Source organism: Escherichia sp. WS338 (genome assembly GCF_046486405.1).
Taxonomy (GTDB): domain Bacteria; phylum Pseudomonadota; class Gammaproteobacteria; order Enterobacterales; family Enterobacteriaceae; genus Escherichia; species Escherichia coli.
In genome coordinates, this window is sequence record NZ_JBJQLL010000001.1 from 171,197 (window position 1) to 183,734 (window position 12,538).

A 12,538-nucleotide genomic window follows, 5' to 3' on the forward strand; every position below is an offset into this window, starting at 1 on the left:
AAAAAAAATATCACTGGATACATTATGGTACCCTCAACATTTTCTCGTTTGAAAGCCGCGCGTTGTCTGCCTGTTGTTCTGGCAGCCCTGATTTTCGCCGGTTGTGGCACCCATACTCCCGATCAGTCCACTGCTTATATGCAGGGCACGGCGCAGGCTGATTCTGCCTTTTACCTGCAACAGATGCAGCAAAGTTCTGATGATACCAGGATCAACTGGCAATTACTCGCCATTCGTGCACTGGTGAAAGAAGGTAAAACCGGACAGGCGGTGGAGTTGTTTAACCAACTACCGCAAGAACTGAACGATTCTCAGCGTCGCGAGAAAACACTGCTGGCGGCAGAGATTAAACTGGCGCAGAAAGATTTTGCTGGCGCGCAAAACTTGCTGGCGAAAATCACACCTGCCGATTTAGAACAAAACCAGCAAGCCCGTTACTGGCAGGCAAAAATCGATGCCAGCCAGGGGCGTCCTTCCATTGATTTACTGCGCGCGTTAATTGCTCAGGAACCGCTGCTCGGTGCGAAAGAAAAGCAGCAGAATATTGACGCCACATGGCAGGCGCTCTCCTCCATGACTCAGGAGCAGGCGAATACGCTGGTGATCAACGCCGACGAAAATATTCTGCAAGGCTGGCTGGATCTGCAGCGCGTCTGGTTTGATAACCGTAACGATCCTGACATGATGAAAGCTGGGATCGCCGACTGGCAGAAACGTTATCCGAACAACCCGGGCGCGAAAATGCTGCCAACGCAGTTGGTTAACGTAAAAGCGTTTAAACCCGCATCGACCAACAAAATCGCCCTGCTGTTGCCGCTGAATGGCCAGGCAGCGGTATTTGGTCGCACTATTCAGCAAGGCTTTGAAGCGGCGAAAAATATCGGCACTCAGCCAGTGGCGGCCCAGGTAGCAGCCGCACCTGCCGCAGACGTAGCAGAACAACCTCAGCCGCAAACCGTGGATGGCGTTGCCAGCCCGGCACAAGCTTCGGTTAGCGAGCTGACCGGTGAACAGCCTGCGGCCCAGCCGGTACCTGTAAGCGCCCCGGCGACAAGCACCGCAGCGGTAAGCGCACCCGCAAATCCATCCGCAGAGCTGAAAATCTACGATACCTCATCACAACCACTTAGCCAGATCTTAAGCCAGGTTCAGCAGGATGGTGCGAGTATTGTGGTCGGTCCGTTGCTGAAAAATAACGTTGAAGAGTTGCTGAAGAGCAACACCCCGCTGAACGTGCTGGCACTGAACCAGCCGGAGAACATCGAAAACCGCGTCAATATTTGTTACTTCGCGCTTTCACCGGAAGACGAAGCGCGCGATGCAGCGCGTCATATTCGTGACCAGGGTAAACAAGCGCCGCTGGTGCTGATCCCACGCAGTTCATTGGGCGACCGCGTAGCCAATGCGTTTGCGCAAGAGTGGCAGAAACTGGGCGGCGGCACCGTTCTGCAACAAAAATTTGGTTCCACCAGCGAATTACGCGCGGGTGTTAACGGCGGTTCTGGTATTGCTTTAACGGGTAGCCCGATTACTCCCAGAGCGACAACCGACTCCGGCATGACGACCAACAATCCAACGCTGCAAACCACGCCAACCGATGACCAGTTCACCAATAATGGCGGTCGTGTCGATGCGGTGTACATTGTGGCAACGCCGGGTGAAATCGCTTTTATCAAACCGATGATCGCCATGCGTAACGGTAGCCAGAGCGGTGCAACGCTGTACGCCAGTTCCCGCAGCGCACAAGGCACCGCAGGCCCGGATTTCCGTCTGGAGATGGAAGGCTTGCAGTATAGCGAAATCCCGATGCTGGCAGGCGGTAATCTGCCGTTAATGCAGCAGGCGCTCAGCGCGGTGAACAACGATTATTCGCTGGCTCGCATGTATGCGATGGGCGTCGATGCCTGGTCGTTGGCAAATCATTTCTCACAAATGCGCCAGGTTCAGGGTTTTGAAATCAACGGTAATACCGGAAGTCTGACGGCTAACCCGGATTGCGTGATTAACAGGAAGTTATCATGGCTACAGTACCAACAAGGTCAGGTAGTCCCCGCCAGTTAACCACCAAACAGACCGGCGATGTGTGGGAAGCACAAGCGCGTCGCTGGCTGGAAGGCAAAGGACTGCGGTTTATCGCCGCTAACGTGAACGAGCGTGGCGGCGAGATCGATCTGATAATGCGTGAAGGCCGGATCACCGTTTTTGTCGAGGTGCGTTACCGCCGCTCTGCGCTTTATGGCGGCGCGGCAGCCAGTGTGACCCGCAGCAAACAACACAAATTATTACAGACTGCCCGCTTGTGGCTCGCGCGTCATAATGGGAGTTTTGATACTGTGGATTGCCGGTTCGATGTGGTAGCCTTCACCGGGAATGAGGTTGAGTGGATTAAGGATGCCTTTAATGACCACTCATAATTAAGGTTTAAGGATTAGCGTGCAAGAAAGAATTAAAGCTTGCTTCACTGAAAGCATTCAAACTCAAATTGCGGCGGCAGAGGCGCTTCCGGATGCCATCTCGCGTGCAGCTATGACGCTGGTTCAGTCTCTGCTCAATGGCAACAAAATCCTCTGTTGTGGTAATGGAACTTCCGCTGCCAATGCACAGCATTTTGCTGCCAGCATGATCAACCGTTTCGAAACGGAGCGGCCCAGCTTACCTGCCATTGCACTAAATACTGATAATGTTGTCTTAACGGCGATTGCCAACGATCGCTTACATGATGAAGTGTATGCAAAACAGGTGCGGGCGCTGGGTCATGCGGGAGATGTATTGTTAGCCATTTCCACCCGTGGCAACAGCCGCGATATTGTAAAAGCGGTAGAAGCTGCCGTTACGCGTGATATGACCATTGTGGCATTAACCGGCTATGACGGCGGTGAACTTGCAGGTTTGTTAGGGCCACAGGATGTGGAGATCCGCATTCCTTCGCATCGTAGTGCTCGCATTCAGGAAATGCATATGCTGACGGTAAATTGCCTGTGCGATCTGATCGATAACACGCTTTTCCCTCACCAGGATGTTTAAGGAGAATACATGAAGGCATTATCGCCAATCGCAGTCCTTCTTTCCGCGCTGCTGTTGCAAGGTTGTGTTGCCGCTGCCGTAGTGGGTACCGCTGCTGTAGGTACCAAAGCCGCAACTGACCCACGCAGTGTCGGCACCCAGGTGGACGATGGTACCCTGGAAGTGCGCGTGAACAGCGCATTGTCGAAAGACGAACAAATTAAGAAAGAAGCGCGCATTAATGTCACGGCCTATCAGGGCAAAGTGCTGCTGGTTGGGCAGTCACCAAACGCTGAACTTTCGGCTCGCGCCAAACAGATTGCTATGGGCGTAGACGGTGCCAACGAAGTGTATAACGAGATTCGTCAGGGCCAGCCGATTGGTCTGGGCGAAGCGTCTAACGATACGTGGATCACCACCAAAGTGCGTTCGCAGCTCTTAACCAGCGACCTGGTGAAATCGTCCAACGTGAAAGTGACCACCGAAAACGGTGAAGTGTTCCTGATGGGGCTAGTGACTGAACGTGAAGCGAAAGCGGCGGCTGATATTGCCAGCCGGGTAAGCGGCGTGAAGCGGGTAACCACGGCGTTTACGTTTATTAAATAGCAGCCCTTGTAATGCCTGATGCGACGCTTGCAGCGTCTTATCAGGCCTACAACGATGCAAACCGTAGGTCGGATAAGGCGTTTACGCCGCATCCGACATGTTTTCCCTCAAATCAAACCAACAGCGCCAGCCCGCCGACAATCACACCAGACACTGCCACCATCGCCCCCGTCAGCCATAAGGCTTTCGCCGGGAACGCTTTGCGCAGCATAATCAGTGACGGCAAACTCACCGCCGGGAGCGTCATCAACAATGCCAGCGCCGGAGCAGTTCCCATACCTGCCAGCATCATCGTTTGTACAATCGGAATTTCTGCTGCCGTGGGAATGACAAACAAGCATCCTGCTACCGCCATCGCCACCACCCACATCAGGCTGTTATCGACAGCACCATCAGCATGGGGGAATAACCACACGCGAGCGGCACCCAACACCAGTACTGCAAGGATGTAAACCGGGATCGTACTCCAGAAAAGCGTCCATAGCGCCCTGCCCCAGCGGCTAAAAAATCCTCCCTGTGCTTCCGGTATGTCAATTTCGACCGGTGCCTGCGTTTGCGGTGTTTCACGCACCCATTTTTGCACCAGCGTCGCAATCAGCAACACCATCACCAGCCCCGCCACCAGACGAATCGCCGCAAAACCCCAGCCGAGGACGAACCCCATAAACACCAGCGTCGCCGGGTTTAACAACGGATTCCCCATCCAGAATGCCAGCGCACCGCCCATCGACACCTGTTGGCGACGCATTCCCGCCGCGACCGGAGCCGCACAGCAGGTACACATCATGCCCGGCAGCGAAAACAGCGTTCCCAGCAGCGTGCCGCGAAAGCGCGATTGCCCAAGCGTACGAAGCAACCAGTCACGCGGGATCAGCACCTGAATCAACGAACCGAGGATCACCCCCAGCACCGCCGCTTTCCATACCGCGAGGAAATAGATCATCGCGTAATCCAACGCCGCCTGCCACGGATTAGCATCCGCCTGCGCAAGGATAGATTTACCGATACTGTGGGTTTCGGCAGCAGTAAACGCTTTGCCGTAGTAAGGTTGCCATTTCACATACCAGAGACCAGCAATGACAACGAGAAAGAAAAGCGCGGGTTTCCACCACTGAATGGGCGTTGCCGCCTGAGATGAAGACTGACCAGTCATAGCATTCCCCAGGAATAAGTTATGATAATTGAGCGCGTGAATATTACGCTCACTATCAATTCTTGGGAATAATTATTCAGCTCTTTTGCGTAATTCTGAAGAGCTTAAAATCGTCACACCTTCATGCTCAGGCCGCATCGCCTCTGCCAGCATGACCCGCGCCACGTCTCTCGCATCAATGGATTTCCAGTTACCCGGTAACAAACGGAACAGCGGCGCAAAAAGCGTTTCGTTCATCCGCTGTTTGCTACGATCGCCCAGTAACATCGACGGGCGAGCAATGGTCAATTTCGGCCAGTTCTGGGCGATTAATGCTTCTTCCATCTCCCCTTTGACGCGGTTATAGAAAAACGGCGAGTGGGCATTAGCACCCATAGCACTGACCACCAGCATATGCTGCGCACCGAGCCGCCGCCCGGTTAATGCGGTATCCACCACCAGCGTGTAATCGGCATGAATAAACGCCTCTTTACTCCCCGCTTCTCGCCGCGTGGTGCCGAGACAACAAAACACAATGTCGATGGGATCGGTGACCTGCGCCAGCGCGTCGGTCAGTTGCGGATCATGGGGATTAAACACACCGGGCATATCGCCCAACGGACGTCGCGTCGGCGCGGCTATGGCGTTAACTTTCGGTTCATTAATCAACATCCGCAGCAGGTGACCACCCACCAGCCCCGTTGCGCCTGTAATCAGTACCTGGCTCATCTTCGCTCCTTTACAGAATTGTCTGCCTTGCGCTCCCCGGCTCATGCACCAGGCTTAATAGTCTACGAGGTAATTATCCCCGATTGTGGGAAATTCGCCTCATCCAATGCAACAACGCGGAGGAAGCATGAGTAAGAAAATTGCCGTTTTAATCACTGATGAATTTGAGGATTCAGAATTTACTTCACCCGCAGACGAGTTCCGTAAAGCCGGACACGAAGTGATTACCATTGAAAAACAAGCGGGTAAAACGGTGAAAGGCAAAAAAGGAGAAGCCAGCGTGGCCATCGATAAATCCATCGATGAAGTGACGCCAGCGGAGTTTGATGCCCTGCTGCTACCGGGCGGCCATTCACCGGATTATCTGCGTGGCGACAACCGTTTTGTCACTTTCACCCGTGATTTTGTGAATAGCGGCAAACCTGTTTTCGCCATCTGTCACGGTCCGCAGCTGCTGATCAGCGCCGATGTGATTCGGGGGCGCAAACTGACTGCCGTTAAACCGATCATTATTGATGTTAAAAACGCGGGCGCGGAATTTTACGATCAGGAAGTGGTGGTCGATAAAGATCAGCTGGTTACCAGCCGTACACCGGACGATCTGCCAGCGTTTAACCGCGAGGCATTACGCCTGCTCGGTGCCTGAGTTACGTAGCCAGATCATTTTTTTACCAAAGCCCAGCGTGTTGTCGGTGAATTTGATTTCATCGAGCCGGATTTCCCACACCGGGGCCGACAGCATTCTGGCAACCGGAAAGCGGCGATTGTACGCCTGGCGCGCAAGGTCGCTTTCCTCACCTTCAAGCCTGCGGATCTCGCCTTTAAATTGCACGCCGCGAATTAACGCTACCGTTTTCGGCTGACCGTTTACCGTTCCGGCAACTGCCGCCTGCGGCCCACTCATCTGCGCGTGGCGCGTTTTTTCTTCCGTCAAAATGTAGAAGGCGACTTTCTGCGCATCAAAAAGATAAAAGGCATTAGCGCACCAGAGTTCCCCTTCCTGCTGCACACACCAGGTGACAACATGTTGTTTTGCCAGCCAACGGCTGATGGCGGTGAGTGTTTCCATTGCTGTTCTCTTTTATACTGTGGGCCTGACCTTAACATGCGACGCAGACGATGACACCCTGGTTTCTTTACTTGATCCGTACCGCCGACGATAAGCTTTATACCGGGATCACCACAGATGTCGAACGCCGCTATCAGCAGCACCAAAGCGGCAAAGGGGCGAAAGCACTGCGCGGGAAAGGAGAACTAACGCTGGCGTTTTCCGCGCCAGTGGGCGATCGTTCGCTGGCACTACGGGCGGAATATCGCGTTAAGCAACTGACCAAACGGCAAAAAGAGCGTCTGGTAGCGGAAGGCGCAGGGTTTGCAGAACTGTTGAGCAGCCTGCAAACCCCAAAGATTAAAAGCGATTGAAGTGCTCGTGATACTCAACCAGACCAGTTACACCGTTCAGCGCGTCATCCGCTAAACGATGTACCTGGAAGGCACTTTCAGTGCCCGGCCAGCGGCAACGCAGATCGTGATGTGCCGCCAGTTCAAAGCCGAAACGGCTGTACAGCGCCGGATCGCCCAGCGTCACCACTGCGGCATAGCCGAACTCATTAAGCGAATCGAGTCCTTCATAGACCAGTTGGCGTGCCAGCCCCTGTCCACGGTATTTTTCATCTACCGCCAGCGGTGCCATGCCGACCCATTGCAGGTCTTCGCCCTGCACATCAACCGGACTAAATGCCACATAGCCAATGACCTGACCTTCGTCATCTGTCGCCACCAGCCCCAGCGTCAGAAAGCCATCTTCACGCAGATCGTGAACCAGCTTCGCTTCCGCATCACTTTCGAATGAACGACGCAGCAGGGCATCAATACCCGGCGCATCAATGGGAATTTCTACTCGAATTAGCATGGTTCACCTACCGATGTCTGTTTGGTTTCAGACGCGGTTTTCATTCCCGCCTCAACAAAATCCGCCAGTTGCAGCAGCATCATGCGTAAGGCTTTCGGCATTTGCTCCAGTTCAATGGCGTCCATCAGGTTTTTCACATACAGCCCCAGCTCCGTATCGCCTTCAATTACCAGCCGACGCTGGAAGAAGAGCGTATCCGGATCTTGTTTACGCGCCGCAATCATCAGCAGATCGCTGGCGTCGGCACTAAAACTCACATCAGCTTGCGCGTTCTGGCTAACGACCAGTTTGCCATTCACCACCGAGGTAAACCATTGCAGGTCAATATCACGCACATGAATACTTAACCAGCGGCCTTCAAGAAACTCCAGCTCGCCATCATCCAACGCCTGGCGGAATTGCCAGCTTAAGACCTGCTCAAGAACCTGGCGTTTTAGCGCAAATGGCGTCAGTTTTACCGGTACACTCAACAGAGATGGCCCCAAATGCACAATACGGGAACGCAGTTTATCCAACACGAGTTTTACTCCCTGTTTCAACAATCATCCTATTTTGCCATATCAGAAAAATAACATAGCGGTATAAATCAACAATTCCATATGAAATTGCTGCTACCACCAATACAACTTTAACTGCCTTAAATCAAAAATTGTCGCAGCAAGGTTAACTAAAATCCCAGTTCGTTAACATTTTTGCGCTTTGATAGCGCAACCTTCAGGAAAAATTATGGAGCTGCTCTGCCCTGCCGGAAATCTCCCGGCGCTTAAGGCGGCCATCGAAAACGGCGCAGATGCTGTTTATATCGGGCTAAAAGATGATACCAATGCCCGTCACTTCGCCGGCCTTAACTTTACCGAGAAAAAATTGCAGGAAGCGGTGAGTTTTGTCCATCAACATCGCCGCAAACTTCACATCGCGATTAACACTTTTGCGCATCCGGACGGTTACGCCCGCTGGCAGCGCGCCGTGGATATGGCGGCGCAGTTGGGTGCCGACGCGCTGATCCTCGCCGACCTCGCCATGCTGGAGTACGCCGCCGAGCGTTACCCGCATATTGAGCGTCATGTGTCAGTGCAGGCTTCGGCGACCAATGAAGAGGCGATTAACTTTTATCATCGCCATTTTGACGTTGCCCGCGTGGTGCTGCCGCGCGTGTTGTCGATTCATCAGGTGAAACAACTGGCACGGGTCACACCTGTCCCGCTGGAAGTGTTTGCTTTCGGCAGCCTGTGCATTATGTCGGAAGGCCGTTGCTATCTGTCGTCGTATCTGACGGGTGAGTCGCCCAACACCGTGGGCGCGTGTTCTCCGGCCCGTTTCGTGCGCTGGCAGCAAACGCCGCAGGGACTGGAATCTCGCCTGAACGAAGTGCTGATCGACCGTTATCAGGATGGCGAAAACGCAGGTTATCCGACGCTGTGTAAAGGGCGTTATCTGGTGGACGGCGAGCGCTATCACGCGCTGGAAGAACCCACCAGTCTCAATACCCTGGAACTGCTGCCGGAGTTAATGGCAGCGAATATTGCTTCGGTGAAAATTGAAGGCCGCCAGCGTAGCCCGGCGTATGTCAGCCAGGTGGCGAAAGTCTGGCGTCAGGCTATCGACCGTTGTAAGGCCGATCCGCAAAACTTCATACCGCAAAGCGCGTGGATGGAGACGCTCGGGTCGATGTCCGAAGGCACGCAGACCACCCTTGGCGCGTATCACCGTAAATGGCAGTGAGAAAAGCAATGAAATATTCCTTAGGGCCAGTGCTGTGGTACTGGCCAAAAGAGACGCTGGAAGAATTTTATCAGCAGGCCGCCGCCAGCAGCGCCGACGTGATTTATCTTGGTGAAGCGGTATGCAGCAAGCGCCGGGCAACCAAAGTTGGCGACTGGCTGGAGATGGCAAAATCACTCGCCGGAAGTGGTAAGCAGATTGTGCTCTCCACGCTGGCGCTGGTGCAGGCATCCTCAGAACTGGGCGAACTGAAACGGTATGTTGAGAACGGTGAGTTTCTGATTGAAGCCAGCGATCTCGGCGTGGTGAATATGTGCGCTGAACGCAAACTGCCGTTCGTCGCCGGGCACGCGCTGAACTGCTACAACGCGGTGACACTGAAAATATTGCTCAAACAGGGCATGATGCGCTGGTGTATGCCGGTGGAGCTTTCCCGCGACTGGCTGGTGAATCTGCTTAATCAGTGCGATGAGCTGGGCATTCGCAACCAGTTTGAAGTGGAAGTCCTGAGCTACGGTCATCTGCCGCTGGCCTACTCCGCCCGCTGCTTTACCGCGCGTTCGGAAGACCGCCCGAAAGATGAGTGTGAAACCTGCTGCATTAAGTATCCGAACGGGCGCAACGTGCTATCGCAGGAAAACCAACAAGTGTTTGTACTCAATGGCATTCAGACCATGAGCGGCTACGTTTACAACCTCGGTAACGAGCTGGCATCCATGCAGGGGCTGGTCGATGTGGTCCGCCTGTCACCGCAGGGTACTGACACTTTCGCGATACTCGACGCCTTCCGCGCCAATGAAAATGGCGCTGCACCACTGCCGTTGACGGCAAACAGCGATTGTAACGGCTACTGGCGGCGGCTGGCCGGGCTGGAGCTGCAAGCCTAAGTAAATAGCTCACTTTGTTAACAACTTTAACTACTCTTTAATGCAGTATTAAAGATTAATCAGTAACAAAGTGAGCTGTTATGACTGATAAAACCATTGCGTTTTCGCTACTCGATCTGGCCCCCATTCCCGAAGGCTCTTCAGCGCGGGAAGCGTTCTCCCACTCTCTCGACCTCGCCCGTCTGGCTGAAAAGCGCGGCTATCATCGCTACTGGCTGGCGGAACACCACAATATGACCGGCATTGCCAGTGCTGCAACATCAGTTTTGATTGGCTATCTGGCGGCGAATACCACTACGCTGCATCTGGGGTCTGGCGGCGTGATGTTGCCTAACCACTCACCATTGGTGATCGCCGAACAGTTCGGCACGCTTAATACGCTCTATCCGGGGCGAATCGATTTGGGGCTGGGTCGTGCGCCGGGTAGTGACCAGCGAACCATGATGGCACTACGTCGTCATATGAGCGGTGATATTGATAATTTCCCCCGCGATGTCGCGGAGCTGGTGGACTGGTTTGACGCCCGCGATCCCAATCCGCATGTGCGCCCGGTACCAGGCTATGGCGAGAAAATCCCCGTGTGGTTGTTAGGCTCCAGCCTTTACAGCGCGCAACTGGCGGCGCAGCTTGGTCTGCCGTTTGCGTTTGCCTCACACTTCGCGCCGGATATGTTGTTCCAGGCGCTGCATCTTTATCGCAGCAACTTCAAACCGTCGGCACGACTGGAAAAACCATACGCGATGGTGTGCATCAATATTATCGCTGCCGACAGCAACCGCGACGCTGAATTTCTGTTTACCTCAATGCTGCAAGCCTTTGTGAAACTACGCCGTGGCGAAACCGGACAACTACCGCCACCGATTCAAAATATGGATCAGTTCTGGTCACCGTCTGAGCAGTATGGCGTGCAGCAGGCGCTGAGTATGTCGTTGGTAGGTGATAAAGCGAAAGTGCGTCATGGCTTGCAGTCGATCCTGCGCGAAACCGACGCCGATGAGATTATGGTTAACGGGCAGATTTTCGACCACCAGGCACGCCTGCATTCGTTTGAGCTGGCGATGGATGTGAAGGAAGAGTTGTTGGGGTAGTGTGTTTTAACGTAGGAAGCCTTATCCGAGATGGCAACGCTGTCCTACGTAGGCCTGATAAGCGAAGCGCATCAGGCATTGTGTAGGCAGCAGAAATGTCGGATAAGGCACCGCTGATTACTGATACACCGGCAGCAAATTAAAGCTCGATAAAATATGCACCAGTGCGTTGCCAACGCCAAACACCAGAATCAGCGCAATCATCGGCTTGCCGCCCCAGACGCGGAATTTCGGGCTGCCAAAGCGTTTACGCGATGCGCGGGCCAACAGCGCCGGTACAATTGCCGCCCAGATAGTAGCTGCTAAGCCAGCATAACCAATGGCATACAGGAATCCGTTCGGAAATAGCAGACCACCCACAACAGGCGGGGCAAAGGTCAGCAACGCTGTTTTCAAACGGCCCATAGCCGAGTCGTCGAAACCAAACAGATCTGCCAGATAGTCAAACAAACCCAGCGTTACGCCGAGGAACGAACTTGCTACCGCAAAGTTTGAGAACACGACCAGCAGAAGGTCCAGGCTACGGCTGTTCAGCACGCCGCTTAATGCCTGTACCAGCACATCAATATTACCGCCCTTCTCGGCGATGCCGATAAACTCCGGACGAGGGATGTTGCCCATCGTCGCCAGCAACCAGATGGTATACAGCGCCAGTGCCATCAGCGTACCGTACACCAGGCATTTCACGATGGTTTTCGGATCTTTGCCGTAATACTTCATCAGGCTCGGCACGTTACCGTGATAACCAAACGATGCCAGACAGAATGGCAGCGTCATCAGCAGATACGGTGCATAAGACGCATTGCTTTCGGCGACGTTGAACAATGTCGCAGGCTGCACATGTCCCAGCAGGCTACCGAAGGTGAGGAAAAACGTAATGACTTTCGCCCCCAGCACAATCGCCGTCATCCGGCTGACCGCTTTGGTGCTCAACCACACCACAAACGCCACCAGTAGTGCAAAACCAAATCCAGCTGCCCGTGCCGGGACGTTCAATGACATCTCTGCGAAGGTATGATGCAGAATCGAACCGCTGGCAGAAATATAGGCATAGGTCAGGATATAGAGCACAAAGGCAATGGAAATGCCGTTGACCACGTTCCAGCCTTTGCCCAGCAAATCTTTGGTGATGGTGTCAAAGCTCGAACCGATTCGGTAATTCAGGTTAGCTTCCAGAATCATCAAGCCGGAATGCAGCATACAGAACCAGGTAAAGATCAGCGCCGCCATTGACCAGAAGAACCACGCCCCGGACATGACCACAGGCAGAGAAAACATCCCTGCGCCAATAATGGTGCCGCCGATAATCACCACGCCGCCAAGCAGCGACGGTGACGTTTGGGTGGTGGTTAGTGTTGCCATGAGGGCTTCTCTCCAGTGAAAAATAGTGCGACTGCGTTGTTATGCATTGCACTGTACCAGTACACGAGTACAAAAGACAGAAAAAAAGCCCCGATGG

15 protein-coding genes are annotated in these 12,538 nt (G+C 53.8%); 9 read left to right on the forward strand and 6 right to left on the reverse strand.

Annotated elements, in window-relative coordinates:
* The first annotated feature begins 24 nt into the window (after positions 1 to 24).
* The 4 genes from lpoA to dolP are packed head-to-tail and all read left to right on the forward strand — an operon-like array spanning position 25 to position 3,609.
* Positions 25 to 2,061 (forward strand): penicillin-binding protein activator LpoA, encoded by a 2,037-nt coding sequence (gene lpoA, locus ACJHWT_RS00855; RefSeq protein WP_000249129.1) that lies wholly within the window; start codon positions 25 to 27, stop codon positions 2,059 to 2,061.
* Entirely contained in the window at positions 2,019 to 2,414 is a 396-nt protein-coding gene (locus ACJHWT_RS00860; protein WP_000246864.1) for a YraN family protein, read from the forward strand. The genes lpoA and ACJHWT_RS00860 overlap by 43 nt, the downstream gene beginning before the upstream one ends.
* A gap of 19 nt (positions 2,415 to 2,433) precedes the next feature.
* Positions 2,434 to 3,024: a DnaA initiator-associating protein DiaA gene (diaA, locus tag ACJHWT_RS00865; protein WP_001158035.1), complete on the forward strand. Its 591-nt coding sequence runs from the start codon at positions 2,434 to 2,436 to the stop codon at positions 3,022 to 3,024.
* Positions 3,025 to 3,033: 9 nt separating this feature from the next.
* Positions 3,034 to 3,609: a division/outer membrane stress-associated lipid-binding lipoprotein gene (dolP, locus tag ACJHWT_RS00870; protein ID WP_000646047.1), complete on the forward strand. Its 576-nt coding sequence runs from the start codon at positions 3,034 to 3,036 to the stop codon at positions 3,607 to 3,609.
* 112 nt (positions 3,610 to 3,721) lie between these two features.
* Here the strand turns inward: dolP and ACJHWT_RS00875 are convergent, their stop codons facing one another.
* Positions 3,722 to 4,762 (reverse strand): permease, encoded by a 1,041-nt coding sequence (locus ACJHWT_RS00875; protein WP_000147602.1) that lies wholly within the window; start codon positions 4,760 to 4,762, stop codon positions 3,722 to 3,724.
* Positions 4,763 to 4,834: 72 nt separating this feature from the next.
* Positions 4,835 to 5,470 carry an NAD(P)H-binding protein gene (locus ACJHWT_RS00880; protein ID WP_000084526.1) on the reverse strand — a complete coding sequence of 212 codons (636 nt, stop codon included), beginning with the start codon at positions 5,468 to 5,470 and terminating at the stop codon, positions 4,835 to 4,837.
* Between the two features lie 127 nt (positions 5,471 to 5,597).
* Here ACJHWT_RS00880 and yhbO point away from each other — a divergent pair, with 127 nt between their 5' ends.
* Positions 5,598 to 6,116 carry a protein/nucleic acid deglycase gene (gene yhbO / locus ACJHWT_RS00885; RefSeq protein ID WP_001346703.1) on the forward strand — a complete coding sequence of 173 codons (519 nt, stop codon included), beginning with the start codon at positions 5,598 to 5,600 and terminating at the stop codon, positions 6,114 to 6,116.
* On the opposite strand, the gene ACJHWT_RS00890 is transcribed toward yhbO, so the two are convergent.
* Positions 6,096 to 6,539 carry a YhbP family protein gene (locus ACJHWT_RS00890; RefSeq protein WP_000449457.1) on the reverse strand — a complete coding sequence of 148 codons (444 nt, stop codon included), beginning with the start codon at positions 6,537 to 6,539 and terminating at the stop codon, positions 6,096 to 6,098. The genes yhbO and ACJHWT_RS00890 overlap by 21 nt on opposite strands.
* Before the next feature lie 50 nt (positions 6,540 to 6,589).
* On the opposite strand from ACJHWT_RS00890, the gene yhbQ reads away from it, so the two are divergent.
* Positions 6,590 to 6,892 (forward strand): DNA damage response exodeoxyribonuclease YhbQ, encoded by a 303-nt coding sequence (gene yhbQ, locus ACJHWT_RS00895; protein ID WP_000189301.1) that lies wholly within the window; start codon positions 6,590 to 6,592, stop codon positions 6,890 to 6,892.
* Here the strand turns inward: yhbQ and ACJHWT_RS00900 are convergent.
* Both ACJHWT_RS00900 and ACJHWT_RS00905 read right to left on the reverse strand, forming a co-directional pair.
* Positions 6,879 to 7,382, reverse strand: coding sequence for a GNAT family N-acetyltransferase (locus ACJHWT_RS00900; protein ID WP_000908554.1), 504 nt, complete (start codon positions 7,380 to 7,382; stop codon positions 6,879 to 6,881). The two genes, yhbQ and ACJHWT_RS00900, sit on opposite strands and share 14 nt — an antisense overlap.
* Positions 7,376 to 7,900, reverse strand: coding sequence for an SCP2 domain-containing protein (locus ACJHWT_RS00905; protein ID WP_001318058.1), 525 nt, complete (start codon positions 7,898 to 7,900; stop codon positions 7,376 to 7,378). The genes ACJHWT_RS00900 and ACJHWT_RS00905 overlap by 7 nt, the downstream gene beginning before the upstream one ends.
* Positions 7,901 to 8,108: 208 nt before the next feature.
* Between ACJHWT_RS00905 and ACJHWT_RS00910 the strand changes: the two genes are divergently transcribed.
* The 3 genes from ACJHWT_RS00910 (at position 8,109) to ACJHWT_RS00920 (ending at position 11,079) form a co-directional block, all read left to right on the forward strand.
* Positions 8,109 to 9,104: a peptidase U32 family protein gene (locus ACJHWT_RS00910; RefSeq protein ID WP_001298771.1), complete on the forward strand. Its 996-nt coding sequence runs from the start codon at positions 8,109 to 8,111 to the stop codon at positions 9,102 to 9,104.
* An 8-nt stretch (positions 9,105 to 9,112) separates the two neighbouring features.
* Positions 9,113 to 9,991, forward strand: a complete 879-nt coding sequence (locus tag ACJHWT_RS00915) for a U32 family peptidase (protein WP_001318059.1) — start codon at positions 9,113 to 9,115, stop codon at positions 9,989 to 9,991.
* 80 nt (positions 9,992 to 10,071) lie between these two features.
* The gene (locus ACJHWT_RS00920) at positions 10,072 to 11,079 is read left to right on the forward strand and encodes a luciferase-like monooxygenase (RefSeq protein ID WP_000130373.1); all 1,008 of its coding nucleotides are present in this window, start codon (positions 10,072 to 10,074) and stop codon (positions 11,077 to 11,079) included.
* 117 nt (positions 11,080 to 11,196) lie between these two features.
* Here ACJHWT_RS00920 and mtr read toward each other — a convergent pair whose 3' ends face one another.
* On the reverse strand, positions 11,197 to 12,441 hold the full coding sequence (mtr, locus tag ACJHWT_RS00925) for a tryptophan permease (RefSeq protein ID WP_000224345.1): 1,245 nt from the start codon (positions 12,439 to 12,441) through the stop codon (positions 11,197 to 11,199).
* Positions 12,442 to 12,538 lie beyond the last annotated feature (97 nt).

Bases quoted from the DNA above. Each gene is read 5' to 3' on its own strand.
- yhbQ (WP_000189301.1), top strand. From the start codon at position 6,590: ATGACACCCTGGTTTCTTTACTTGATCCGTACCGCCGACGATAAGCTT.
- ACJHWT_RS00910 (WP_001298771.1), top strand. From the start codon at position 8,109: ATGGAGCTGCTCTGCCCTGCCGGAAATCTCCCGGCGCTTAAGGCGGCC.
- ACJHWT_RS00920 (WP_000130373.1), top strand. From the start codon at position 10,072: ATGACTGATAAAACCATTGCGTTTTCGCTACTCGATCTGGCCCCCATT.
- ACJHWT_RS00860 (WP_000246864.1), top strand. From the start codon at position 2,019: ATGGCTACAGTACCAACAAGGTCAGGTAGTCCCCGCCAGTTAACCACC.
- ACJHWT_RS00890 (WP_000449457.1), bottom strand. From the start codon at position 6,539: ATGGAAACACTCACCGCCATCAGCCGTTGGCTGGCAAAACAACATGTT.
- ACJHWT_RS00900 (WP_000908554.1), bottom strand. From the start codon at position 7,382: ATGCTAATTCGAGTAGAAATTCCCATTGATGCGCCGGGTATTGATGCC.
- mtr (WP_000224345.1), bottom strand. From the start codon at position 12,441: ATGGCAACACTAACCACCACCCAAACGTCACCGTCGCTGCTTGGCGGC.
- lpoA (WP_000249129.1), top strand. From the start codon at position 25: ATGGTACCCTCAACATTTTCTCGTTTGAAAGCCGCGCGTTGTCTGCCT.
- ACJHWT_RS00875 (WP_000147602.1), bottom strand. From the start codon at position 4,762: ATGACTGGTCAGTCTTCATCTCAGGCGGCAACGCCCATTCAGTGGTGG.
- yhbO (WP_001346703.1), top strand. From the start codon at position 5,598: ATGAGTAAGAAAATTGCCGTTTTAATCACTGATGAATTTGAGGATTCA.
- ACJHWT_RS00880 (WP_000084526.1), bottom strand. From the start codon at position 5,470: ATGAGCCAGGTACTGATTACAGGCGCAACGGGGCTGGTGGGTGGTCAC.
- ACJHWT_RS00915 (WP_001318059.1), top strand. From the start codon at position 9,113: ATGAAATATTCCTTAGGGCCAGTGCTGTGGTACTGGCCAAAAGAGACG.
- dolP (WP_000646047.1), top strand. From the start codon at position 3,034: ATGAAGGCATTATCGCCAATCGCAGTCCTTCTTTCCGCGCTGCTGTTG.